Raw genomic sequence first — 24,308 nt, 5'->3', positions numbered from 1 at the left:
TACGCCGCTCGACCGGTAGTGTCCGCGGGTGTGACCAGGGTTGTGGTGGATGTGATGCTCAAGCCGGAGATTCTCGACCCTCAGGGGCAGGCGGTGCTCGCCGCGCTGCCGCGCCTCGGCGTGAGTGGGATCGTCGGGGTCCGCCAGGGCAAGCGTTTCGAGCTGGAGCTGGAGGAGGGCACGGACCTCGACGGCGCGGTCCTGGCCCGGGTCGAGCACCTGGCCTCGACCCTGCTGGCCAATCCGGTGATCGAGGACTACGCGGTGCGCATCGAGGACGTCTCCACGCCGTCGGTGGGCAGCCCCGCCGGCTGAGCCTCTCCGCGCAGCCAGCCAACCAAGGCAGCGCCGAAGGCGCAACGCGGGGGGCTCGGGGCGGCTCGGCCCCCCCGGCCAGCATGACGAAAGCCCCTGACGGCGCAGCACGCGCCGCCAGGGGCTTGCGTGGGCGAGGGGGGAGTTGAACCCCCACGTCCGCTAGGACACACGGACCTGAACCGTGCGCGTCTGCCATTCCGCCACTCGCCCGAGTGGGACTATCTCTTGACCAGACGACACGCTACCACGCCGGAGATGTCCTTCACGGAGGGGGGTCGGGCCCGTCGCGAACATGTCAAGCTGCCGAGCCGTGGGACGTCCGCGCCCGGGGGCATACGATCTCACAGACCGGGAGAAGGGAGGTCGAGCATGGGCGTGCTACAACGCTTCGAACGGCGCCTGGGCGGCCTCGTCGAGGGTGCGTTCGCGAAGGTGTTCAAGGGCGGAGTCGAGCCCGTCGAGATCGCCAGCGCGTTGGCCCGGGAAACCGACGATCGGCGGGCGGTCAGTTCGAACCGGGTGCTGGTGCCCAACGAGTTCGCCGTCGAGCTCGCCGGCGGCGACTTCGCCCGGCTCGCCCCCTACGACCGGGCGCTGTGCGACGAGCTCGCCGAGATGGTTCGCGAGCATGCGGCCGAGCAGCGTTACACCTTCGTCGGCCCGGTGTCCGTGCGGATGTCCGAGGCCACCGATCTCGATGTCGGCGTCTTCCGGGTCCGCAGCAGCGTGGCCGCCGCGGACCCGGGAGCGGTGACTGAACGGCGCGCACGCCCTCCCCGACCGGGCGCTCCCGGCACCCCGCACCTCGTCATTACCACGAAGGCCCCGGGAGGGCCCGCGGGCGGAGGGGAACGGGAGTATCCCTTGGACGCCGAGACGACCGTGATCGGCCGCAGCGTCGAGTGCGACATCCGCCTGAACGACACCGGTGTGTCTCGTCGCCACGGCGAGATACGCCGGCTTCCCGACGGGCAGTTCCTCTACGTCGACGCCGGGTCCACCAACGGCAGCCTGGTCAACGGTCGCGCGGCGACGCAGGTCAAGTTGGTCAACGGGGACAAGATCGAGCTCGGTACCGCGACGATCGTCTTCCGTCGCGAGGACGGGCGGGGGAATGGTCCGGCGCGCGTGGGCGCCCGTGGAACACCTCCGCCGGCCCAGGCCGGGGGCCGGGAGACCATCCCGCCGGACCGCCGTCCCACGCCCGCGCCGGACGACCCGTACCGGCGCGGCTCGTCGCCACACGCCGGCCGTGTCGACCCGTACGCCGATCGTGATCGGCGCGGTGGGCCGGGGTACCGGGACGATTCATACCAGAACCGGAGGGACCCGTACCGGGACCGGACACCGGAACGGGATCACGGCTACGACCAGCCGCGCGACCACGGTGGTCGTGACCCCTATCACCGTGACCCCAGTGACGGGCGTGAGGGACGAGCCGACGCTCCTCGGCGAGCCGACGCTCCTCGGCGAACCGACGCTCCTCGGCGAGCCGACGCTCCTCGGCGAGCCGACCCCTACCGCGAGCCGAGCAACCCCGGCCGCCGGCCCGGCTCCGGTTCGCCGCCCGATGGGCTCGAACCCCTCGACGACGTGTACGACGCCGACACGGAGCTCCCCGGCCGCGCCGCCGCGGAGCCTCCCGGCGGGGATGGTCGACGTGGCCGGCCCAGATCGGCTCGAGGCTGGTAGCGCCCGATGGACCCCACTGAACCCAGCGAACTCGTACTGCTGGTTGTCAAGATCGGATTCCTTGCCCTCCTCTGGGGATTCGTTCTGGTCGCCGTGCGCGCCGTCCGGCTGGACATGTTCGGCCCCACCAAGCGTCAGCAGCGGCGCGAGCCGCCCCCCCTGGTCCGGCCGACGCCGCCGCGCACTCCACCCCAACCTCCACGCAAGCCACAGACACCTAGCAAACTCGTGGTGACCAAAGGCCCCTTGACCGGCACAACGATCCCGCTAGGAACGGCACCTGTCACCATCGGACGGGCACAGGACTCGACTCTGGTCCTCGAGGATGACTTCGCATCCGGGCGGCATGCGAGACTCGTGCCCCACGACGGGCAGTGGTTCGTGGAGGACCTGGGCTCGACCAATGGCACATTCCTCAACCGTACGAAGGTGACCAGTCCCATGCCGGTACCTCTCGGCGCGCCGGTCAGGATCGGGAAGACGGTCCTGGAGCTCCACCGGTGAGCCTCAGGCTTCACTTCGCCGTCCGCTCGGATGTCGGGCACGTACGGGAAGGAAACGAAGATTCAGCCTATGCCGGGCTCCGCCTGCTGGCGGTGGCCGACGGCATGGGTGGTCATGCCGCGGGGGAGGTCGCCAGCTCAACGGTGATCTCCCGCCTGGCGGATCTCGACGACGCGATCGACAGCGACGATCTCGTGACGGAGCTGAACGAGGCCGTCCGGGACGCCAATCGGCAGCTGCGCGAGATGTCGCTGGAGAACAGCGCGCTGGACGGCATGGGCACCACGGTGACCGCCGTGCTCTCCTCCGGTGACATGCTCGGGGTGCTGCACGTCGGCGATTCCCGGGCCTACCTGCTGCGCGACGGCGTCCTCAGCCAGGTCACCCACGATCACACCCTGGTGCAGGATCTCGTGGACCAGGGTCGGATCACCCCCGAGCAGGCGAACACCCATCCGCAGCGCTCGCTGCTGATGCGGGCGCTCGACGGTCGGGAGGTCGAGCCCGATCTCTCCGTGCGCCAGGCGATCGCGGGAGACCGCTACTTGCTGTGCACCGACGGCCTGTCGGGGGTGGTGAGCGAGGAGACAATCCTCGAGACGCTGCTGCTGCCCACCCCGCAGGAGGCGGTCGACCAGCTGGTCGACCTGGCCCTCAAGGGCGGCGGCCCGGACAACATCACCGTCGTGGTCGCCGACATCGAGGAGGACCACGGCGAGGCGGAGCCCTATCCCCTCGTAGCCGGCGCGGCGGCCGAGAAGCGGGCGGTTNCCGGCGCGTCGCCGGCCCGCAGCGGGCCGAATCCCCAGTACCCCGACCACGAGTCCGCGGCGGCGAAGGCGGCCCGTATCGGTCGGCCGGGCTTCCACCGGCGGGACCGCCAGGCGCAGGCCAGCGATCGGGGCGACGACGACGGCGACGACTCCGACCCGGAAGGATCCGGGGGACGGCGCTCCGGGCGGCGGGTCCTGTTCGTCTCCACCGTGGTGTTCGTGCTCATCGCGGCCGGTGCCGCGGCCGGGTGGACCTACGTGCGCGGGCAGTACTATGTCGGCGTCGACGACGAACACGTCGCCCTCTTCCAGGGAGTGAAGGGCATTCCGCTGTCCTCGGTGGTACTCCCCCGCCGTCAGCCACTGTCGGAGGTTGCGGAGCCCGATCAGGCGGAGCTCCGACGAGGCATCCGCGCCGGCAGCCGCGACGATGCGGAAAAGATCATCTCGCGCCTACGGACCCCGGCCACGCCCTCCGTACGCCCGAGTCCGAGTCCGAGTCCGAGTCCGACCGACCGTTCCAAGGTGCCGTCGGGCACCTCGGGCTCCTCCCTCCTGTCCACCGCCCTGTGCCAGCCGGCGACCGGTGCCGGCGTCACGGTCCCGGGATGCCCGACCACNCCCGNCCCCNCCCCCTCACCGTGATCTCAGGCCAGCGATGNCCCGCCCGCCGATCCCCCTACCTCCGCTACGCAGGCCGAGGTCGGCGGACCTCACCGCGACCTTCGCCGGTTTCCCGCTGCCCACCGGCACCANCCTCCCGCCGTACCGGCGCCGGGAGCTCATCCTGATGATCTTCGCCGGCGTGCTCGCGACCAGCGCGCTCGCCGCGTTGACCTTCGCCGACATCGGCCAGGTCTCGCTCGGGATCTTCTCCATCGGTCTCGGCTTCTTCTGCCTGTGGGCGCTGGCCCACCTGGCGGTACGCAGGTTCGCGCCGGCCGCCGACCCGGTGCTGCTCCCGGTCGTCGTCGCGCTCAACGGCCTGGGCCTGGTCATGATCTATCGGCTCGACCTCGCCAAGGCGGATGCCGCCGAGCGGGCGGGAACCCACATTCCGCCCGGTGCCGCGCAGACGCAGCTCGTCTGGACCCTGCTGGCGGTCATCGTCTTCATCCTGGTGCTGGCGCTGGTACGCGATCATCTCTCGCTCGCCCGGTACGCCTACACGGCCGGCCTGGTCGGTCTGGTCGGTCTGGTGCTGCCGATCGCGCCGGGCATCGGCGCGACCATCAACGGCGCGCGCCTCTGGCTGCGGATCGGNCCGTTCTCCTTCCAGCCGAGCGAAGTCTCGAAGATCATTCTTCTGATCTTCTTCGCCGGCTATCTGGTCAACAAACGCGAGGTCCTCTCGGTGGCCTCCCGCTCCTTTCTCGGGATGGGGATCCCGCGCGCCCGCGACCTCGGGCCGGTACTGGTGGCGTGGCTGGCGAGCCTGGGCATCCTGATCGTGCAGAAGGACCTCGGCTCGTCCCTGCTGTTCTTCGGAATGTTCATGGTCGTCCTCTACGTCGCCACCGAGCGGGTATCGTGGCTCTTGGTCGGCTTCGTGCTGTTTCTGTTCGGTGCCGTGATCGCGCACAGCATGTTCAGCCATGTCCAGGTCCGGGTGGACGGCTGGCTGCACGCCTTCGACGGTGACAACCCGTCGAGCACGTCGTACCAGCTCGTGCAGGGCCTCTACGGCTTCGCCGCCGGTGGCATCACCGGTACGGGGCTCGGGGAGGGGCACCCGCAGAAGGTGCCGTTCGCGAACACCGACTTCATCATGGCGAGCCTCGGTGAGGAGCTCGGTCTCACCGGCGTCATGGCCATCCTGATGATGTACGCCCTGGTCGTGCTGCGCGGGATGCGCGCGGCCCTCGGCGCGAAGGACCCGTTCGGCAAACTGCTGGCGGCCGGGCTGTCCTTCACCCTGGCGCTGCAGGTGTTCGTGCAGGTGGGCGGGGTCATGCGGCTCATCCCGCTGACCGGGCTCACGCTGCCGTTCGTCTCCTACGGCNGGTCGTCCATCGTGGCCAACGCCGCGATCATCGCGTTGCTGCTGCGGGTCAGCGACGCCGCCCGCCGCGCACCCGAACCGGTGCCGGATGCCCCCCTGTTCGACCCGGGCGCGGTTGCAGAGAGTCCCACCCAGGTGGTGAAGACGACATGAACCGCACGGTGCGCAAGGTCGCCGTCGCCTGCATGGTCCTCTTCGCCGCGCTCCTGGTGAACGCGAACTGGCTCCAGGTGGGCGAGGCGGGCAGCCTCAAGTCCCAGCCGACGAACGGGCGTCAGATCACCGAGCGCCTGGAACGACAGCGGGGCGCGATCGTCGCCGGTGACGTGGAGATCGCACGTTCGGTGCCGTCGAACGACCAGTACAAGTACCAGCGGCAGTATCCGGCCGGGCAGCTCTACTCCAACGTTACCGGCTACTACACGCTGTTCACGGCGGCCGGCCTGGAGCGGTCCGAGGACGTCTTCCTGTCCGGAGACGACGACCGACTGCTCGCAAGCCGGGTGACCGGCCTGTTCACCGGCGCGGAGCGGCGCGGCGGTTCCGTGGTCACCACGATCAACCCCGCCGTCCAGAAGGCGGCGGCGGAGGCGCTCGGCAACCGCAAGGGCGCGGTGGTCGCCATCGAGCCGTCGACCGGCGCGATCCTGGCGATGGTCACCAACCCTTCCTACGACGCGAACGCGCTGGCGGCCCATGATGAGAAGGCCGCGGCCAATGCCTATGGGCTGCTGTCGGGCAATCCAGATCAACCGCTGCTGAACCGGGCAGCCCAGCAGACCTATCCGCCCGGTTCGACCTTCAAGCTCATCACCGCCGCCGCCGCGCTGTCACAAGGCAGGACGCCGGACACTCGTGTCGCGGCACCCGATGAGCTACCGCTCCCACTGAGCACCGTGCGGCTGCCGAACTTCGGCGGCGAACGCTGCGGCGACGGCGAGACCGACACCCTCATTCACGCGCTCGCCATCTCCTGCAACACCGCGTTCGCACAGCTCGGTATCGATCTCGGTGCCGACACCCTGCGCCGGCAGGCCGAGGCCTTCGGCCTGAACGCGACCTTCCCCGACTTCCCCTTGCAGCAGGCCCGTAGCGTCTTCCCCGCCAAGCTCGACGCCGCGCAGACCGCGCAGTCGGCGATCGGCCAGTACGACGTCCGGGTCACGCCCCTACAGATGGCGGAGGTGGTCGCGGCGATCGCCAACGACGGCACGGAGATGAAGCCCTATATCGTGTCCGAACTACGCAGCCCGGACCTCAAGAGGATCAGCAAAACCGAGCCGAAGAAACTCGGTGAACCGGTGAGCAGCGAGGTGGCCGCCCAGCTCACGACCATGATGGAAAGCGTGGTGACGTCGGGGACCGGTCGGCGGGCGCAGATCGGCGGCGTCACCGTCGCCGGGAAGACGGGGACCGCCGAGCACGGCACCAGCCTGCCGCACGCCTGGTTCGTGGGGTTCGCCCCGGCGGACGCTCCGAAGATCGCGGTTGCCGTCATCGTCGAGGACGGCGGCGGCGAGCTGGGTACCGGTGGTGCCGTCGCCGCCCCCGTCGCGAAACAGGTCATACAGGCCGCATTGGACAAGCCATGAACAACTCCCCGGGCAATCCCATCTCCCCGTCGCAGCCCTTCGCCGGCGCCGCGTCGCCGAACACCGTCCTCGACAACCGGTACCGCCTGAACGGGCGGATCGCCGCCGGCGGCATGGGTGAGGTCTGGCGTGGCCTGGACCTGACCCTCGGCCGCCCCGTCGCGGTGAAACTGCTGCGCCCGGAGTACGCCAGCGACGAGTCGTTCCTGGTGCGGTTCCGCGGCGAGGCCCGCCATGCCGCCCGGCTGTCACACCCGGGCGTCGCCTCGGTCTATGACTACGGCGAGGTCGCGACCGCCGACGACTACCCGACCGCCTACCTGGTCATGGAGCTGGTGGAGGGGGAGCCCCTCTCCGCCGCGCTGCACCGGGAGAAGCGGTTGTCCCCGGAACGCACGCTGGACATCCTCGGGCAGGCGGCCGACGCGTTGCAGGCCGCGCACGCCCTCGGCGTGGTCCATCGCGACGTCAAGCCCGGCAACCTGCTGCTGCGCCCGGACGGCGCGGTGAAGGTCACCGACTTCGGGATCGCCCGCGCGGTCGACGCCGCGCCGCTCACCGCCACCGGCATCATGATGGGGACGGCCTACTACGTGTCCCCCGAGCAGGCGTCCGGGCGTCCGGTGACACCGGCGAGCGACGTCTACTCGCTCGGCGTCGTCGCGTACGAGTGCCTCGCCGGTCGCCGCCCCTTCGACGACCGCAACCCCATCGTGGTCGTGATGGCCCACCAGCAGGACACCCCGCCCCCGCTGCCGACCGACATCCCCTACCAGGTACGGGCCCTGGTGGACTCGGCGATGGCCAAGGACCCCGCGCGCAGGCCCAGTTCGGCGGGGGCATTCGCGCGTTCGGCGGCCGGGATCCGGCGCAGTCTGTGGAGCCCGGAGCCGGCGCGCTGGCCCGGCGCACCGGACGCGNCCGCCCGCCATCCGGGGCNGGGCGCCGTCCTCCCGCCCGCCGGTGCCGCCGCTCGCCCGCCCCGATCCACCTCGCGCACCCGGCCACCGTCCTGGGTGGCCGCACCGCCACCGTCCGGTCACACCAGTGGACCGGGGCGCACCGGCGCTTCGCCGGACAACGCCCAGGCGGTTCCCGATGGCCCGGAAGCCATGCTCGGCGGACCCGACGTACCTGCAACGGCCCTGCACAGCCCGCCCTTCGGCGGCCCCGACACGGCGTACGGTGGCCCCGAGTCGGCGTACGGCGGCTCGGCCTACGGGACGTCGGACCGTGGCGGCCCCCGCGATCCCGGCACCGCCTACCACCCGGGTCCGCCGCCGTGGGCCCGTACCCCCGGCGGCCCCCCAGGTCCGTCCGGCCCGGACAGCCCGGATGATCTGCGGCCGGGCTGGGAGGGGCGAGCCGCTCGACGGCACCGGCCGAAGGCGGCCTCCCGTCCCGCCCTGCCACTGCCACTTCTGATCATTCTGCTGATCCTCACCGTGGTGATCGTCGCATTCGCGACCAACAGGTTGTTCTCCGGCAGCAATTCCGCATCGAACTCCGCGACCACACCACCGAGGGTGGTCTACCCAACCGCAATCGGTGATGAAATCGTCAGCGGTAACGCCGGGTCGGCGATTTCCGGCGCGGGAGGGGCGACGGCAGGGGAGTATTCGTGACCGACGTGACGGAGATGTATGCCCCGGGGGCTGGGCCGCAGATCATCGGCGGGCGTTACGAGCTGGGCGAGGGCATCGGCTATGGCGGCATGGCGGAGGNCTTCCGCGGTCGTGACATCAGGCTCGGCCGTGAGGTCGCCGTCAAGACGCTGCGCCCGGACCTCGCCCGTGATCCCACCTTTCTCGCCCGGTTCCGCCGAGAGGCGCAGTCCTCGGCCGCGCTGAACCACCCCGCGATCGTCTCGGTGTACGACACGGGCGAGGACCTCATCAACGGGGCGCAGATCCCCTACATCGTGATGGAGTTCATCGAGGGACGGACCCTGCGCGACGCGCTGCAGACCGAGGGCCGGTTCACCGAACGCCGCGCTATGGAGATCACCTCCGACGTCTGTGCCGCCCTGGACTACAGCCACCGGATGGGGATCATCCACCGCGACATCAAGCCGGCGAACGTGATGCTCAGCCCGGACGGCTCGGTCAAGGTCATGGACTTTGGCATCGCCCGCGCCACCACCGCGACCTCCTCGACCATGACCGCGACGGCGGCGGTGATCGGCACCGCTCAGTACCTGTCCCCGGAGCAGGCCCGAGGAGCCCGCGTTGACGCCCGCAGCGACGTCTACACCACCGGGGTGCTGCTCTACGAACTGCTCACCGGGTCGCCGCCGTTCCGCGGGGACNACCCGGTGGCCGTGGCCTACCAGCACGTGCGGGAGGACCCGCTGCCGCCGTCCGCTCACGATCGCGACATCTCCCCCGAGGCCGACGCGATCGTCCTCAAGGCGATGGAGAAGGACGCCGACGACCGCTACGGCACTGCGGGTGAGATGCGCGACGATCTGGAACGGGCGCTGGCCGGACGGCGCGTGCACGCCATGATGGGAGGTGGTGGCGCGGGCGGGGCCGCCACCACCCTCGGCCCGGCCGCGCCCGGCACGGCGATCCTCAGCCGCGGTGACCGAGCGGGTTATCCCACCCGGGACCGCTACCGCGACGACGACTACCGCAACGACGACCAGACCACTTACCGCGACGTCCCCTACGACGACGGCCGGTTCGGCACCGGTCCGTTCGACCGCTACGACGTGACCGGGGCCATCGACCGGCGGGCCGTTCCCAATCAGGAGCGTTCCCAGGCGTGGAAGTACATCCTCGCGGGTCTCGGAATCGTCATCGTCTTCGTCGCCGTCGTCCTGCTCGCCACGACCTTCCTCAGCACCGGTGACAACACCGCCTCCACGAAGAAGATCCTCGTCCCGACCGGCCTCGTCGGGCAGAACGAGCAGCAGGCCCGCGCCCGGCTGCAGAGCGCCGGCTTCGGGGGGGAGGTGGTCACGAAGCTGGTCGATTCACCGGACCTGGCCGGTCGGGTCACGGCGGTCGACCCGGCCGAAGGCAAGGAGGTCGCCGCCAAGGGGGTGATCACCCTGTCGATCGGCAAGGCCGCCGACGACGTCCAGATCCCCGCCGACCTGATCGGGAAGACCCAGGCCGAGGCCGAGGCGGCCCTGCGGGCGTTGGGGCTGGTCCCGAACCCGATGGCCTACGGCAACCCGACCAGCCAGAAGGTCGGCACGGTGGACAGCACCGATCCGCAGGCGGGTTCGGCCGTCAAGCGCGGCAGCACGGTCACGCTCAACGTGGTCAGCCCGAACGTCAACGTTCCCGACGTGCGCAACCGCACGTACGACAATGCCGCCGCCGAACTCGGCCGCTACGGGCTGAGGGCGGCCCAGCAGCCCGTCGCGAACAACAACGTGGCGCCGGGGACGGTTGTGGACCAGAGCCCGTCCGGCGGCAACGTCCCTCGGGGTTCGACCATCACGCTGTCCGTCGCCCAGCAGATCCAGACCACCGCGCCGCCGACTCCAACCGAGACGCCAACCGGGCCCACCCCGACCACGGAGCCGACCAGCACTTCGCCGAGCCCGACGGGTAATCCCACCCCTGGGACACCGGCCACGACGAAGCCGGGCGGCCTGGGGGGGCTGCTGGGCGGCCGCAACGGCGGTGGCGGTTCCGGCGGTGGCGGCACCTGAGGTCGTCGCGCCGACGGAGGCGGTCGTGGCTGCTCAGGCAGTATGGGACTGCGGCCGCCCACGGCAGGGTGCCTGATGCCGCGGGAGGTCACGATCTGATGCGCATCCTGGTGATCGACAACTACGATTCGTTCGTCTTCAACCTTGTCCAGTACCTGGGCCAGCTCGAGACCGAATGCATCGTGCGCCGCAACGACGAGATGACGCCGGCCGACCTCGCCGCGCTCGGCGTCGACGGGGTCCTGCTCTCCCCGGGACCGGGTACGCCCGAGGCGGCCGGCGTGAGCATTCCCATGGTGCGAGCCTGCGCGTCGGGCGGCATGCCGCTGCTCGGGGTGTGCCTGGGCCATCAGGCGATCGCGGTCGCGTTCGGCGCTACCGTCGACCGCGCCCCGGAGTTGCTGCATGGCAAGACCTCGGTCGTCCGCCATGACCGGACCGGCGTTCTCACGGACCTGCCGTCGCCGTTCGTCGCGACCCGCTACCACTCGCTGGCCGTCGAGGAGGACACCCTTCCCGAGGAAATCGAGGTGACCGGCCGGNCCGAAAGCGGCGTGGTGATGTCGCTGCGCCATCGACGCCTCCCGCTCGAGGGCGTGCAGTTCCACCCGGAGTCCGTCCTCACCCAGGGCGGCCACCTGATCCTCGCCCGTTGGCTGGACCAGTGCGGCGACGGCGGCGCGGCGCGCAGGCTCGCACCGGGGCTGTCCGCCGAGGTCGAGACCCTGCGGACGGCGGCGTTCTCCTAGCCGCGCCTGGCGATGCCGGACGGGTCGATCGGCCCGTCGTAGCCGGGTAGCCGGCTGTCGGCGGCCTCCTCGACGCGGTATCCCAGCCGGTAGGCGTCGACGTACTGCCGGTAGATCGTGACCTGCGGATTGGCCTGCAGGCTGGAGCGCAGCGCGGCGACCTCCCCGATCGCCGTGATCCGGAACGGCGGGGNGNAGANCTCGCCGTGCAGCAGAAGAGTGTTCCCGACGCAGCGGACCGCCGTCAGTGCCGTCACCCGGCGGTCCATGATGCTCATCGCCTCGGCGCCGCCGGCCCACAGCGCGTTCACGACCGCCTGGACATCCTGCTGGTGCACGATGAGATCGTCGGGCCTCGGGGCGGGCACGCCGGGGGCGTACGGGCCACCCCGGCCCTCCCGCGGGGCGTCGTCCAGCTCGACGGTCAGCGCCGGCCCGCGCACCGGGGCCAACCCCGCGGGACCGGCCAGCGACTCGACCAGGGACCGGGCGGCGGCATCGGTCCCGAGCGCGAAGCCCGGTGCCCCCGACGGGACGGCCTGCGCCGTGGTCGCGCGCCGCCGCGACTCGGCGTCCAGCCCGGCGCGGCGGTCGGCCACCCGGCCCGCCTCCTCGTCTACAACCTGCGCGACTCCCGCCCGCTCCTGGGCCGCCCAAGCGGCAGTGTCCCGCGGGCCGGCCCGATCGAACGGGCCGCCGTCCAGCACCACGACGCCGGACAGCACGCCGGCCCAGAACAGCGACNCCGCCCAGATCNCCCGCCGCGACCGGCCCCCCGGCCAGGGCCAGGGCCGTAGCCCGCCGTGCACCGTCGTCCCCAATCTCCCTCGGTGCCCCGCTGAACGGTTCACCCATGCATGCCGATGAATCGCCGGGGGCGGCACGCGACCATGCCACAACCAGCCCGGCCGGGCGATCCGTCCGCCGCGTCGGAGGTATCGCCTCCCGCGCAGGCTACGCGGCCGATGGCGCTCTCGATGCCACATGGGTCTGATCGCCCCGGCACCGGCCGCGACGTCGGCGTCGCCCGGGCCCCGACCGGAGGTGAATCCCGCCGGCCGGTACGCAACGGCGTTTCCACGGACGCCCTGTCTACGCTGGTACCCAGCGCGAGACCGCCGATGGCCGGACGAGGACGGCGACGACGGTCGCCGCTCTCGTCCACGCACGGCCATCGAGGAGTTCCGCAGTGCCCGAGTCACGACGCCGCAAGCCCAAGAAGCCAACCCCGACCACCACCGCGGGCGCGTCGGCACGCAGGCGGAAGCCGCCGTCCCCGCCCTGGTTCGGCGGTCTGATCCTCGCGTTCTTCCTGCTCGGGATCGCCTACCTGCTCGTCTACTACTTCTCCAACGGCGGCGTCCTGGGGATGGAGGGGCTGGGCGGCTGGAACATCCTTATCGGGTTTGGTTTTGTCGTCGTCGGACTGGCCGTGTCGACCCAGTGGCGATAGCCGGCCCGCACGCCAGACGCCTGATGGCCACGCCCGGCACAACCACCAGAGCTTCCAGCCGTGTTATTCATCCACAACCGTTGTCCACAAGTGTGGATACCTCCACCTTGATCACCGATTACCCAGGGAATCCTGTTGCATCCTGAACGTCAGAAGATTTCCGGCTCCTCACCCTACGAAGCCACGATCGGGTTCTCCCGGGCGCTCCGCGTGGGCGAACGCGTGTTCGTCAGTGGGACTGGGCCGGTGTGGCCGGACGACACGGTTCCACCGGACGCTGAGCTGCAGACCCGGCGGTGCTTCGAGATCATCCGCACCGCACTGCGCGAGGCGGGCACCGATCTCGGTGACGTCACCCGTACCCGGATGTTCATCACCGATCCCGCCCACGCTCCGGCCGTCGGCGCCGTCCACGGCGAGCTGTTCGCCGCGATCCGCCCAGCCGCCACGATGGTCGTCGTTGCGGGACTACTCGACGAGCGTTGGGTCGTCGAAGTGGAAGCCGAGGCGATCCTTGGGTCCGGGGCTGGGTCCGGGTCCGGGTCCGACTGACGGCCGGCCCTGACGCCGGGTCCGGATCCGGGACCGTCAGCGCGCGATGACCGCCCTGCGCAGACGCGCCACGGCGCGTTCGGCGTCGCCGGTTGTGACGATCAGGCGCCGGAACTCGCCACCCGGGCGGACCTCCACCACGACCGCGGGCCGGCCGCGGTAGACAGCGACAAACTCCTTGCCGCCCCGCGACCGCCAGGTCCCGAGGGCCATGACGCGCGGCAGTCCGGTCCCGGGCGCCCGCCATCCGTGCACTTCCGCGAACGCATCCGCCGCCAGGCGTACGTCGAGTACCTCGTCGAGCCGCACGGAGACGTCCCCACGCACCGCGCCGATCCGTTCAAGCCCGCGCAGGACGACCTCGACCCGCTTGTCCACAACCTCCAGGCTGGCCACAGCTCCCACGTTAATGCCACGACCCGCTCGGGTTCGCCTGATCGCCGTGGCCACCTGTCCCGGGACCGGCCTGCACGATCAGGTCGAGNGGGACGGCCGGGCGTAGGCCTCGGCGTCCTCGGCCCTGATCACGTACATCACCGCGTTGATCAGGGCCAGATGGGTGAACGCCTGGGGGAAGTTTCCGAGATGGCGGCCACTGACCGGATCGATCTCCTCGGCATAGAGATCCAGCGGGCTGGCGAGGCTCAGCAGCCGTTCACACAGCTGCCGGGCACGGGTCAGCTCGCCGATCTCCACCAGGGCGGAGACCAGCCAGAACGAGCAGATCAGGAAGGCGCCCTCGGTGCCGGAGACCCCGTCGTCGGTCTCCTCCGTGCGGTAGCGCAGGACCAGCCCGTCAACGGTCAGCTCGTCGGCGATCGCGAGCACGGTGGCCTTCACGCGTTCGTCGGCCGCCGGCAGGAACCCGAGCAGCGGAATCAGGAGCAGTGAGGCGTCGAGCGCCTTCGATCCGTAGTACTGGGTAAACACACCGCGATGATCCACACCCTTCTCGCACACCTCGGCGTGGATCTCCTCCGCCACGGCCCGCCAGCGCGCCGCCGTCTTGGCGTCCCCCCGCATCTGCGCCAGCCGCCGACCCCGGTCCAGGGCAACCCAGCACATCATCTTGGACACGGTGAAGTGCTGCGGCGCCCCGCGCNCCNCCCACANCCCGCGGTCCGGCTCCCGCCAGTGCGTGGCCGCCGCCTCGACGAGGCGCACGAGCACCGGCCAGAGCCGTTCGGAGAGGTAGTCACGGGACTTGGTGTGCAGGTACACGGAGTCGAGAACGACACCCCAGACGTCGTGTTGACGTTGCAGTGCCGCTGCGTTGCCGATCCGTACCGGGTAGGCTCCCTCGTAGCCGGACAGGTGACCGAGGACCTCCTCGTCGATCTTCGGCTCGCCGCTCACCCGGTACATCACCTGGATGTCGTCGTCATCGTTCTCGGCGACGTCGGCGATGAACGAGAAGAAATCGTTGGCCTCGTAGTCCAGCCCGAGGGTGTACAGGCCCCACAGCGCGAAGGTGGAATCGCGGATCCAGCTGTATCGGTAGTCCCAGTTCCGTTCGCCGCGCGGGGTCTCCGGCAACGAGGTGGTCGAGGCGGCGAGCAGAGCACCGGTCGGCGCGTAGGTCAGTCCTTTCAGCGCGAGGGCGCTGCGCTGCAGATGGCGCCGCCAGGGATGGTCGGGAAACATTCCCCGCGACAGCCACTGGCGCCAGAACTCCGTTGTCCGGTCGACGGCGACGCACGCCTGCAGGTAGGTGTCCGGAAGCAGGGGCTCCTCCGGGCGCCAGGTGAGCGCGACGAACGCGGTGTCCCCCTCCCGCAGCGTGGTGCGAGCCAGTGCCCGCCGGCCGTCGAAACCGAGCCGCAGGTCGGTACGCAGCCGCAGCGTGACGTTGGTGCCCGCATGGCTGATCACGCCGGAGGAGTAATCCTCTCCCTCGTACTGCCAGGACTCGGGCTCACGGCCGTAGTCGAAGTTCGGCTCGCACACCAGGCTGAGATCCACCGAGCCGTGCTCACAGCGAGCCAGCCGGAGCAGCACGTGGTCGGCGTCCCAGTCGCTCGGCGTCCGACGGTGCGTGTTCGAACGCTTGTGGGTGCGATGCCAGCGCCCGACCACCAGGCAATCGGTGACGATGAGCCAGCCGTTCGGCGTCTGCCAGGTGGTCTCGAGAATGTTCGTCCCGGGGAGGTAGCGCCGGCCGGCCGGGATCTGCGTACGCTCGGGACCGAAACGGAAGCCCCCGGCCGACCGGTCCAGCACCGACCCGAAGACACTCGGGGCATCGGGCCGGGGCACACACATCCACTCGACGTTGCCGCTGGGGGCAACGAGACAGGACGTCTCACAGTCGGACAGGAATCCGTACTCGGCGATCGGCGGGAAGGGACTGCCCCCGCTGCGCCGCACCGGTGAATGTGCCATCTGATCCCCCTGCCCGCGCCGTGCCACGGCATCCATCACGCTATCGCCACCACACGTAGATCGCTACTATGAGTATTGACAAGAAAGCGAATGGTAGCCGCTACTCGGCGGCGTGCAAGCGTCGCGGCCGTCCTCACCCCCGCGACCAGGGCTGTCGGGCTACAACTGCCGGGCTACACCAGTGTCGACGACTTGATGATCGCGGCGGCGAACAGCAACGCGAGCACGGCGGCGACCCCGCCCGCCTGGAGCAGCACCCGGCNGGGCGGGACGTAGGCGTAGATCAGACCGATGATGGCACCGACAGCCAGCCCACCGAGATGCCCCCATTTGTCGATGTTGCTGAACGAGAAGGTGATGGCGAGGTTGATCCCGAGCACGATGAGGATCTGCCGGGAGTCCACCCGCAGGCGGCGGGCGATGATGTAGTAGGCGGCAAAGAACGCGAAGATCGCGGTGGACGCGCCGACCGACACGGTGAACCCGTCACCGAGCACGTAACTCAGGGTGTTCCCACCGAGCGCCCCCGCCACGAACAGCGCGAGGTACCGAGCCCGCCCGAGGATCGCCTCGAGCTGAAACCCGAGCAGATACAGCGCGTACATATTGAACAGGATGTGGAGCACGCCGGCGTGCAGGAAGGCCGCGGTCAGCAGCCGATAGTACTGGTCGTCCGCCGCGATCCGGATTCCGATCATGGCGAAGTCGCCGGTGAAGCGGTTGAAGGTGCCGCGGCCGGTCAGCCCGGGCGCGCCCTGCAGGATGTAGGCGGCGACGCACAGGCCGATGAGGATCTGGGTGACCAGCCCCTGCCGGGCGACCTGAGCCGGGCCGCCGAGTGTGGTCCGCGTTCGGCGCTGCGGCGTGGAGCGGTCGCCCTCCTCCGGGCAGTGGAAGCCGACCGCCGCCGGGCGCATGCAGTCGGGGCAGATCGGCCGGCCGCAGCGCTGGCAGGAGACGTAGGTCTCCCGGTCCGGATGACGGTAGCAGTGCGGGATCATCGCGGCGCCGGGTGGCTGCGGCCGGCCGGCGGGAGGACCACCCGCGGGAAAACCGCCCGCGGGCGGCGGGGGACCGCCGGAACCGGAAGGNGGAGTCCACCCCGACCAGCCGGGCGCCGGGCCGACCGTGGGTCGCCACCCCGGCTCGGCCACCGGGTGCCCCGATCCGGCCGGGCGCTGCTCCGGGCCGCCCGGCTGGTCATCCGTGGGCGGTTCGACGGGCGGGTTCGCCGTCACCGCGCCGCCCCGGAGGCCAGCGTCGCCGCCGGAGGGGTACGGCTGACGTGAACACGTCCGGCCGCCCGTACGCACGCGGCGGCCGACGACCGCGCACGCCGCGCGGCTGGAGCTCTCATGCGCCGTACTCCCGGGTTCGAGGCGGTGACCGGCCGGTCAGGCGGACCGGCGGTCGATCACGATCTCCTGGATGACGATGTCGGACTTCGGCCGGTCCTGCGCCCCGGTCGGCGCCTTGGCGATCGCATCCACCACGTCGGTTCCCCGCGTGACCTCACCGAAGATGGTGTGCTTGCGGTTGAGCCAGTCGGTGGGCGCGACCGTGACGAAGAACTGCGAGCCGTTGGTCCCCGGTCCGGCGTTCGCCATCGCGAGCAGGTACGGCCGGTTGAAGGTCAGGTCCGGATGGAACTCGTCGGCGAACCGGTAGCCCGGACCACCTCGACCGGAGCCCAGCGGGTCACCGCCCTGGATCATGAAGTTCGGAATGACCCGATGAAAGATCGTTCCGCTGTACAGCGGCGTGCCGGTCTTCTTGGCACCGGTCTCCGGGTCCGTCCACTCCTGCGTGCCGGTCGCGAGGCCGACGAAGTTCCGCACCGTCTTGGGAGCGTGGTCGGGGAACAAGCGGATCTCGATGTCCCCCTGAGTCGTCCGCAGCGTCGCGTACAGCTCCTCGGCCATGAGCCTCTCTTCTCTTCAGATCGATCTCTGCGGGTGTCTGGTCAGCCGGCGTCCGGATGGGTCTCGATCGTATGCGCCGGGCGCCGCGGGGGAATTCCATCACCGAGGTTCGCACCGGGTACNCCTTCCCAAGGGCACAGCCCAGACATGTCACCCAAGTATTAGTGACACGCTACGGAGGGTTAACGCGTTGGAGAAGCCCGCCGACGGGGTACGGCACACTTCACAGATCTTGACCACACCGATACCTGGGCACACCACCAGTTCGATGGTCGGACGCCTCGACCATCGGCTCAACGAGAGGGCACCATGAGTACGATATTGAAGGACAGACTGTCACATGTCGCCGACACGGTGCCGGTTAGCGGGCTGTCCGACACCGCGAAGAGCGCCGCCGACCGCGCCGGCACGGTCGCTCACAAGGCGGCGAGCAAGGCCGGGGGTACGGCCGGCTCGGCCGCGTCGGCCACCAGGGATGTGGGCGCCAGCGTGGCGCACCGGATCTNCGACGCCTCCAGCACGGCCACCAAGACCGGTGCGTCGGCCCAGAAGGCGGCCGGGAAGGCCGCGGGCCGGGCCGTCGGCAAAGCCACCGCCGTGTCCGGTCGGACCGCCAGGCGGATCGAGAAGGCCCGGGCGCATGCCGAGCTCGCCGCCGAACGCGCCCGGGCCGCCGCCGAACTGCGGGCGGAGAAGCATCGCTCCCGGCGCGCGGTGCAGCGCGAGGCCAAGGCGCGCCTGCAGGCCGACAAAGCCCAGGAGATCCTGGAAAAGCGGCTGGCGAAGGCCGAGTCCAAGCTCGCGAGGGTGCACCGCCGTCGGCGGCGGGAGTTCCTCACGCTCGCCCTCGTCGGCGCGGGTGCGGCGGGGACCGCCGCGGTGCGGCGGTACCTGGCCCAGGCGGAGGAAAGCCCGGCCACCACCGCCGAACCCGTGCCGCTTGACACCACCGCCACCGCATCCCCCGCCGGCACCACCGCATCCCCCGCCGGCACCACCGCATCCCCCGCCGGCACCACCGCATCCCCCGCCGGCACCACCGCATCCCCCGCCGGCACTGATACCCGGGGCGCCTTCGACGAAGGCCTGTCCGCCTCGGCGACCCCTGACTTCGAGGAGTTGCCCGGCGTCGACCCGTCGCGCGGTGCGCCCAGCCGGCGGCGCTGAGATCACGTGCCGGCGATCGACGTGCCGGCGATCGACGTGCCGGGCAAAGCGTGGCTGCCGGACGCACCCGCATCCCGGCAGCTCGTGGCCAGCATCCGGCAACCGGTCACCTCGTCCCCGCGACCGGGCCGACCGGGCCGACCGGGCCGACCACGCGGTAGGTCCCGGGAGCGCCGGCTGGGACGGCGGGGTGCGCCGGTGCTCTCGGCGCAACCGGCCGGTAGGCCGCCCCGAGAGGTGGGCGCGGGTCGGGTTCCCCCTTGTTCGGCCAGAAGGACATCGCCCGTTCGGCCTGCGCAGTGATGGTCAACGACGGGTTCGCGCCGAGGTTCGCCGAGACCGCGGCGCCGTCGACGACGTGCAGCCCCTCGTATCCGAAGACCCGGTGGTAGGGATCGATCACTCCGGTGGTGGGATCCGTGCCGATGGGGGCCCCGCCGAGGATGTGCGCGGTCAGCGGGATGTTGGCGATCTCGCCGATCGACCCGCCGGGGTAGCCGCCCATCCTGGCCGCGATCCGGCGGGCGGCATCGTTGCCCTCCGGGATCCAGGAGGGGTTCGGCTCACCGTGTCCCTGCCGACTCGTCAGCCAGCCGAGACCGAACGGCCCACGGCGCAGGGAGACGATCAACGAGTTGTCCCACGACTGCATGACCAGCGCAATGATGGTCCGCTCGGACCATCGCCAGGGCAGTGACGACGCCAGCGCCTGATGTGGGTGGAGCACGACCTGACGCAGGTATTTCAGCCAGCGCGGCACCCGCCCGCCGCCGTCGGTCATCGACGCGCTGATCAGTGCCATCAGGNTGCTCCCCCGGCCGTAGCGCACGGGTTCGATGTGGGTGTGCTCGTCGGGGTGGAAGGACGAGGTGATCGCGACTCCCCGGGCGATCCGCTGATCGGGGCGCAGCCTGGATGCGCCCAGGATCGCCTCGGAGTTCGTCCGGGTGAGATGACCGAGCCGGTCGGACAACGCCGGCAGGTCACCGCTCTGTTTCATCGCCAGCAGCAGCCGCTGGGTGCCCAGGGTGCCGGCGGCGAACACGACCTGCTCCGCGGTGAGGGTACGTCGCCGACGCCGGACGAGNCCCCCCGTCCGGACCATGTCGAGCTCATACCCGCCGGTCGAGCGTGGCCGGACAGCCGTGACCGTGGTGTCCGGGACTACCCGCACACCGGCCCGCTCGGCCAGGTACAGGTAGTTACAGTCGAGGGTGTTCTTGGCCCCTCGACGGCAGCCGCTCATGCACTCCCCGCACTCTACGCATCCCGTCCGAGCCGGGCCGGCGCCGCCGAAGTACGGGTCAGGGACACGCACGCCGGGTTCCCGGCTGCCGTCGCGGCCGAAGAAGACACCGACCGGCGCCGCCGCGAAGGTGGACCCGACCCGCATCTCCTCGGCGACCGTGCGGAACACCTCGTCGGAGTACGTCGTCGTCGGGTTGGGATTCNCCCCGAGCATGCGTTCGGCCTGGTCGAAGAACGGCTCCAGCTCACGGCGCCAGTNGGTGATGTCCCGCCACTGCGGGTCGGTATAGAAGGCGTCGAGCGGGCGGTACAGCGTGTTCGCGTAGACGACCGAGCCGCCACCGACCGCCGTTCCGGACAGCACCACGACCCGACCCAACCAGGTGATCTTCTGGATACCGTGGCAGCCCAACCGCGGCATCCACAGATACCGGCGAACGTGCCAGCTGTTCTTCGGCAGCGTGTCCGGGGTGAACCGGCGACCGGCCTCCAGCACGAGGACACGATGGCCCTTCTCCGCGAGCCGTAGCGCGCTGACGCTGCCGCCGAACCCGCTCCCGATCACGATCACGTCGGCGTCATAGCCGCCGTCCGACCCGGAATCAGCCACGGGTGTCGTCCACCGAAGTCACCATGACTTCCCATGATGGGCTGTCGCTGGGACTATGCAACACCATCCGCCACTGACCGTCACCATCCGCGGCCCGCCGCCGCTCGCCGCGGCGAGCGACCCGGACCACAGGTCGACCGGCTCAGGCCGCGCCGTCAGCCGCCGACTGGCTCGCCATCTGGGCATGCGCACGTCCCGCGCGAGCGGCCTCCTCGATAGCCTCCAGCGGTGGCCGCGGGATCGACACGGGCGGCGCCTCGGATTCCGGGCGGGCGGCTCGGGACCCGTAGGCCTCCCATCCTGGGCGTCCGGGCGCGGGTCCCCTCTCCTTCGCGGTGCGGGTGTAGCGCCCGCGCCCCTGGTTCGGGACGGTGGAACCCGGCGTCGGTCCGGTCCTGATCCCCCGGTTCTCCAGGCAGGCGCGGCAGTTGCAGTCGGCGGACGCCCTGGGCAGGCGATCGAGTCGCCAGGACAGATTGTCGATCTCGTCGCCATCCCCGACCAGGACACCGGTCGTGATGATGTGCACTAGATGCAGGGCCAGTTCAACCGGTTCCCAGCTGTCCTCCTCCAGGATCACCCGCAGTTTCTGGTAGATAGCCAGGTAGTCGGACGTCGGGCGCCGCATCGCGTTCGCGAGGACCGTGATCACCTGGCTGGCGGCCAGGGTCATCGGCTCGGGCGGCGGAGGGGGCAACGGGACTGTCGGGGCGCCCCGCTCCGGTTCGGGAGTCGACGCGTCCGCTGCCCCAGCGGTCTCGTCCGTCAGGACGTGTGGCTCGTCCGTCACGGCCCCGCGGGTGGCGGGATCGACGGTGCCCACGGCCGGAGCCGGTTGGGGGTCGCCGTCCGCTCGGGCGTCACCCGGCTCCGGCTGGTCTGAACGGGCGGTGTCCGGATCATCCGAACGGGCGGTGTCCGGATCATCCGAACCGGCGGTGTCCGGATCATCCGAACCGGCGCTGTCCGGGCGGTCGGCGCCCCTCGAGGGGGCGAGGTTGACCGCCGGGCTGGCGGCACCAGGCGAGCCATCGCCCGCCACGGACGCCATCGCCCGGGGACGACGGCCGACCGCAGACGCCGTCCGCAGGCCGATCCGGCCACGGCGACCGCCGCGGCGCCGACGAGCGGGCGCGGCCGAGGCGGCGGTTGCCGAGCCGGCCTCCGCGGACGCCGGAGCCGCGGACGCCGGAGCCGCGGACGCCGGAGCCGCCGGCGAGGATGCGACGTCGGCCTCGACCAGGCGGACCTCGCCTGCCCGTACGGCGGCCTCGGGGATGCTCAGGGCTAACCGCGTCGTCCTGCCAGCCGCAGGCCGGGCCACCGTCGCCAACCAGCCCTGGTTGCGCAGCCTGGTGATCTGGCGCTGCACGTGGGTCCGGCTGTAACCGGTCTCCGCGACCAGGGTGACCAGGCCGGGGGCGCTCACCGCGGCACCGGCGGGCGCCGCCNGCGGNACCTCGGCGACGTGGCTCGCCAGCGTCAACGCGACCAGCTTCGCCGCCGACGGCAGGGCCGCCCGCAGCACCGCCCGCTGCCATCCCCCGCGATCGGACACCAGCGTGCCCGGCTCCTGCGCACGGACCAGAACCAGAGCACCGGGGAGGGCAAGCTGGGTCACGGCCGACGCCACATGCCTCCCTTCCTCGGCGGGGTCACTCGAAGCTGACGGACTGCGCCCGCCCGAGCGGACCGGGGCGGGNTGCCCGGGGATCATGCCGACCTGAACGGGTTCGGTGGGTCGGGGACCGGTCAACGTCTGTCCAGGCACGGTACTCCGTGCCTGGAGGGGAGGCTCCTGGGGAGGGCCACCACATTCACATGAAGAGGACATGACTTCATCACCCTCGTTGGGGACTCGTGGTGCGACAGACGCATCAAACATCGCGCGACTGACGCAAAGCAAAAGATGGGGCCGGCGGCCACGAAAAGGCCACACCGGGCCATCCGGAAAGACCTCCCGAGCAGTTCTTCTCCCTGCCTTCAACCTCATCGGGTGACACCAGAAATCGATTTTTAATCCGTCATATTCAATTCCTTATTACCGCGTCACCCGGCGGGACTGCATCCCCGGGGAGGAGGACTCGGCGGCGTGGAGGATCCCCCCGCACCTCGCCGGAGGGATGGCCGGAGGGATGGCCGCCACGGTGACCGCGCCCGAGTACATCCTGCCCACGGCACGTGCGGAGGAAAGTCCGGGCGCGCTCACCGGTTGAACCGGCCCACCGGTATCCGNAACTACGACGGGACTCGGCGCACAAGAAAAATCGCCGGGAACCGGAACACCGGGAGAAACCGGACCGCCCGGTCACGGCATTCTTCGTCCTTGCCCGGCGAGGCCGGACGGGAACAGCCACCTCGCCCGATCGACCCGCCGCCACACAACGGACGCCAACCACCGTCACCGACAACAGAGATCGTGGACCTCCATTGTCGTACCTCGTCGTCTTATCGATCGATCACGGCAGGGGAGCGGCTGGCGCCCAGTGGCTTCCGGTCCGACGACGGGGTTACCGGGGACCGGTGACCCAACCATTCACCACTTCTCACCATGGATCACGCCGACGGGTGGGAAGGATGGTCCAACGTAGGGTTCACCTGGCCCGAACACACGAAAACAACACCGGAAGCTGTTGATCGGCGGGCAGCTCCACTCCACGTTGGCCTCCCCCGCGTTGGCCTCCCCCGCGGGCGGACGGGGTTCCCGGCCGACCAGCCGGGTATCCCGGACCGGGCTTCGAAGGAGGCGGACGATGGCCGACATCGTGGTCGGGGTCGATGGTTCCGAGGGCTCCCACACGGCGCTGCGCTGGGCGTTCACCGAGGCGGAGTGGCAGGGGNGCGGCATCCAAGCCGTGATCGGCTTCGCCCGTGGTCCGGCCCAGCCCGGGATGCGTGCCGGCCTGGCGCAGGCGGCCGAGCGGACGCTGCACGAAACCGTGACGGCGGTCACGCCACCGGGATCGATCGTCTCCGTAACGGAGCAGGCCGTGGACCTGCCGGGTGCGGAGGCCCTGCTGACGGTCGGCCGCGACGCCCGCATGATCGTGGTCGGCGCCCGGGGGCAGGGGCTGCTGCACCGGCTGCGGATCGGGTCGGTCAGTGCCTCCGTCGCCGTACACGCCACGGTTCCGATCGTGATCGCCCGCGGTGACGTCGAGGCCGCGACCGCCGGCTCGGGCGCGACCGCCGCCGAAGGCACGACCCCGGCCGGCGCACCGTCCCGACCGTCCCGACCGTCCCGACCGATCGCCGTGGGTGTGGACGGCTCCCCCAACGCACTGTCGGCCCTCGCCTGGGCCGCCGGGGAGGCCGCACTGCGCGGGGTTCCGCTGATCGCCGTGCACGCCTGGCTCGCGGCGATCCCGTTGCCGTTCGCCGAGGCACCGGGGGAGATCACCCAGGCCCTGGAGGACCAGGCCCGGGCCGTGCTCGACGAGTCCATCGCGGGCGTCCGCGACCGCGGCCAGCTGCCGGCCGGACTAGACCTACGGGCCGTGGTGCTGCCCGCCTCGGCCACCCAGGCCTTGATCGTCAAGGGTCGCGAGTGCGATCTCGTCGTCGTCGGCGCCCGCGGTCACGGCGGCTTCGCCGAGCTGCTGCTGGGATCGGTCAGCCACCAGTGCATGCTTCACTGCCCCACCCCGGTGGCGATCATTCGGCAGCGGTAGCGGGGC

General features: G+C 70.8%; 20 protein-coding genes and 1 tRNA gene. 13 read left to right on the top strand and 8 right to left on the bottom strand.

What is annotated here, in order from left to right; all coding sequences use genetic code 11:
• The first annotated feature begins 30 nt into the window (after nt 1–30).
• Nucleotides 31–315 (top strand): phosphoribosylformylglycinamidine synthase subunit PurS, encoded by a 285-nt coding sequence (gene purS / locus ALLO2_RS01250; protein ID WP_011438783.1) that lies wholly within the window; start codon nt 31–33, stop codon nt 313–315.
• 130 nt (nt 316–445) lie between these two features.
• Here the strand turns inward: purS and ALLO2_RS01245 are convergent.
• Nucleotides 446–528: transfer RNA gene (locus ALLO2_RS01245), tRNA-Leu, on the bottom strand.
• A gap of 159 nt (nt 529–687) precedes the next feature.
• Here ALLO2_RS01245 and ALLO2_RS01240 point away from each other — a divergent pair.
• The 8 genes from ALLO2_RS01240 (at nt 688) to ALLO2_RS01205 (ending at nt 11,297) form a co-directional block, all read left to right on the top strand.
• Nucleotides 688–2,010 carry a DUF3662 and FHA domain-containing protein gene (locus tag ALLO2_RS01240; protein WP_035729102.1) on the top strand — a complete coding sequence of 441 codons (1,323 nt, stop codon included), beginning with the start codon at nt 688–690 and terminating at the stop codon, nt 2,008–2,010.
• Nucleotides 2,011–2,016: 6 nt separating this feature from the next.
• The gene (locus ALLO2_RS01235) at nt 2,017–2,514 is read left to right on the top strand and encodes an FHA domain-containing protein (protein ID WP_011438785.1); all 498 of its coding nucleotides are present in this window, start codon (nt 2,017–2,019) and stop codon (nt 2,512–2,514) included.
• Nucleotides 2,511–3,932, top strand: coding sequence for a PP2C family serine/threonine-protein phosphatase (locus tag ALLO2_RS01230; protein WP_035729101.1), 1,422 nt, complete (start codon nt 2,511–2,513; stop codon nt 3,930–3,932). The genes ALLO2_RS01235 and ALLO2_RS01230 overlap by 4 nt, the downstream gene beginning before the upstream one ends.
• 13 nt (nt 3,933–3,945) lie before the next feature.
• Entirely contained in the window at nt 3,946–5,442 is a 1,497-nt protein-coding gene (locus ALLO2_RS01225; RefSeq protein ID WP_035729096.1) for an FtsW/RodA/SpoVE family cell cycle protein, read from the top strand.
• Nucleotides 5,439–6,881 carry a penicillin-binding protein 2 gene (locus tag ALLO2_RS01220; protein ID WP_023840023.1) on the top strand — a complete coding sequence of 481 codons (1,443 nt, stop codon included), beginning with the start codon at nt 5,439–5,441 and terminating at the stop codon, nt 6,879–6,881. The genes ALLO2_RS01225 and ALLO2_RS01220 overlap by 4 nt, the downstream gene beginning before the upstream one ends.
• Nucleotides 6,878–8,506 (top strand): serine/threonine-protein kinase, encoded by a 1,629-nt coding sequence (locus ALLO2_RS01215; protein WP_035729094.1) that lies wholly within the window; start codon nt 6,878–6,880, stop codon nt 8,504–8,506. Before ALLO2_RS01220 ends, ALLO2_RS01215 begins: the two co-directional genes overlap by 4 nt.
• Entirely contained in the window at nt 8,503–10,548 is a 2,046-nt protein-coding gene (gene pknB / locus ALLO2_RS01210) for a Stk1 family PASTA domain-containing Ser/Thr kinase (RefSeq protein ID WP_035729092.1), read from the top strand. Before ALLO2_RS01215 ends, pknB begins: the two co-directional genes overlap by 4 nt.
• Nucleotides 10,549–10,646: 98 nt before the next feature.
• Entirely contained in the window at nt 10,647–11,297 is a 651-nt protein-coding gene (locus ALLO2_RS01205) for an aminodeoxychorismate/anthranilate synthase component II (RefSeq protein ID WP_035729089.1), read from the top strand.
• On the opposite strand, the gene ALLO2_RS01200 is transcribed toward ALLO2_RS01205, so the two are convergent.
• On the bottom strand, nt 11,294–12,118 hold the full coding sequence (locus tag ALLO2_RS01200) for a DUF881 domain-containing protein (protein ID WP_369808111.1): 825 nt from the start codon (nt 12,116–12,118) through the stop codon (nt 11,294–11,296). The two genes, ALLO2_RS01205 and ALLO2_RS01200, sit on opposite strands and share 4 nt — an antisense overlap.
• Before the next feature lie 368 nt (nt 12,119–12,486).
• Between ALLO2_RS01200 and ALLO2_RS01195 the strand changes: the two genes are divergently transcribed.
• Nucleotides 12,487–12,750 carry a cell division protein CrgA gene (locus ALLO2_RS01195; protein WP_011438793.1) on the top strand — a complete coding sequence of 88 codons (264 nt, stop codon included), beginning with the start codon at nt 12,487–12,489 and terminating at the stop codon, nt 12,748–12,750.
• Between the two features lie 135 nt (nt 12,751–12,885).
• A complete protein-coding gene (locus ALLO2_RS01190; protein WP_023840020.1) occupies nt 12,886–13,302 on the top strand; it encodes a RidA family protein in 417 nt (138 codons plus the stop codon).
• A 36-nt stretch (nt 13,303–13,338) separates the two neighbouring features.
• On the opposite strand, the gene ALLO2_RS01185 is transcribed toward ALLO2_RS01190, so the two are convergent.
• The 4 genes from ALLO2_RS01185 to ALLO2_RS01170 form a co-directional block, all read right to left on the bottom strand.
• Nucleotides 13,339–13,698, bottom strand: a complete 360-nt coding sequence (locus tag ALLO2_RS01185) for a hypothetical protein (RefSeq protein WP_023840019.1) — start codon at nt 13,696–13,698, stop codon at nt 13,339–13,341.
• A gap of 78 nt (nt 13,699–13,776) precedes the next feature.
• Nucleotides 13,777–15,684, bottom strand: coding sequence for a glycoside hydrolase family 15 protein (locus ALLO2_RS01180; RefSeq protein ID WP_035729344.1), 1,908 nt, complete (start codon nt 15,682–15,684; stop codon nt 13,777–13,779).
• 173 nt (nt 15,685–15,857) lie between these two features.
• Nucleotides 15,858–16,922, bottom strand: coding sequence for a rhomboid family intramembrane serine protease (locus tag ALLO2_RS01175; protein WP_232234816.1), 1,065 nt, complete (start codon nt 16,920–16,922; stop codon nt 15,858–15,860).
• Nucleotides 16,923–17,078: 156 nt separating this feature from the next.
• Nucleotides 17,079–17,606, bottom strand: coding sequence for a peptidylprolyl isomerase (locus tag ALLO2_RS01170; protein WP_011438798.1), 528 nt, complete (start codon nt 17,604–17,606; stop codon nt 17,079–17,081).
• 309 nt (nt 17,607–17,915) lie between these two features.
• On the opposite strand from ALLO2_RS01170, the gene ALLO2_RS26145 reads away from it, so the two are divergent.
• On the top strand, nt 17,916–18,773 hold the full coding sequence (locus ALLO2_RS26145) for a hypothetical protein (RefSeq protein WP_035729085.1): 858 nt from the start codon (nt 17,916–17,918) through the stop codon (nt 18,771–18,773).
• Between the two features lie 106 nt (nt 18,774–18,879).
• Here ALLO2_RS26145 and ALLO2_RS01160 read toward each other — a convergent pair whose 3' ends face one another.
• Nucleotides 18,880–20,631 carry an FAD-dependent oxidoreductase gene (locus ALLO2_RS01160; protein ID WP_035729084.1) on the bottom strand — a complete coding sequence of 584 codons (1,752 nt, stop codon included), beginning with the start codon at nt 20,629–20,631 and terminating at the stop codon, nt 18,880–18,882.
• A gap of 142 nt (nt 20,632–20,773) precedes the next feature.
• Nucleotides 20,774–22,264, bottom strand: a complete 1,491-nt coding sequence (locus ALLO2_RS25280; RefSeq protein ID WP_035729079.1) for a hypothetical protein — start codon at nt 22,262–22,264, stop codon at nt 20,774–20,776.
• Between the two features lie 1,120 nt (nt 22,265–23,384).
• Here ALLO2_RS25280 and ALLO2_RS01150 point away from each other — a divergent pair.
• A complete protein-coding gene (locus ALLO2_RS01150; protein WP_023840016.1) occupies nt 23,385–24,302 on the top strand; it encodes a universal stress protein in 918 nt (305 codons plus the stop codon).
• Nucleotides 24,303–24,308 lie beyond the last annotated feature (6 nt).

The sequence above is a fragment of the Frankia sp. Allo2 genome (genome assembly GCF_000733325.1).
GTDB lineage: Bacteria > Actinomycetota > Actinomycetes > Frankiales > Frankiaceae > Frankia > Frankia casuarinae.
The sequence above is the reverse complement of the archived record's forward strand: the minus strand, read 5'-3'. Positions and strand labels throughout refer to the sequence as shown.